This is a genomic window from Pseudomonas sp. ICMP 3272, from assembly GCF_001466905.1.
Taxonomy (GTDB): Bacteria; Pseudomonadota; Gammaproteobacteria; order Pseudomonadales; family Pseudomonadaceae; genus Aquipseudomonas; species Aquipseudomonas amygdali.
In genome coordinates, this window is record NZ_LKEK01000008.1 from 1 (window position 1) to 578 (window position 578).

1 rRNA gene is annotated in these 578 nt (G+C 52.6%); it reads left to right on the plus strand.

The features are described 5' to 3' along the window. Positions 1-110 precede the first annotated feature (110 nt). Positions 111-578 (plus strand): 16S ribosomal RNA (locus AO068_RS02315); the annotation flags it as partial.

Here is a 578-nt window from a genome sequence, read left to right on the forward strand (position 1 = left end):
CTGAAGTCAACAGATTATCAGCAACCCAAGTTACTCCGCGAGAAATCAAAGATGTAACCAACGATTGCTGAGCCAAGTTTAGGGTTTTCTCAAAACCCAGTTAGATGTTTGAACTGAAGAGTTTGATCATGGCTCAGATTGAACGCTGGCGGCAGGCCTAACACATGCAAGTCGAGCGGCAGCACGGGTACTTGTACCTGGTGGCGAGCGGCGGACGGGTGAGTAATGCCTAGGAATCTGCCTGGTAGTGGGGGATAACGCTCGGAAACGGACGCTAATACCGCATACGTCCTACGGGAGAAAGCAGGGGACCTTCGGGCCTTGCGCTATCAGATGAGCCTAGGTCGGATTAGCTAGTTGGTGAGGTAATGGCTCACCAAGGCGACGATCCGTAACTGGTCGGAGAGGATGATCAGTCACACTGGAACGGAGACACGGTCCAGACTCCTACGGGAGGCAGCAGTGGGGAATATTGGACAATGGGCGAAAGCCTGATCCAGCCATGCCGCGTGTGTGAAGAAGGTCTTCGGATTGTAAAGCACTTTAAGTTGGGAGGAAGGGCAGTTACCTAATACGTG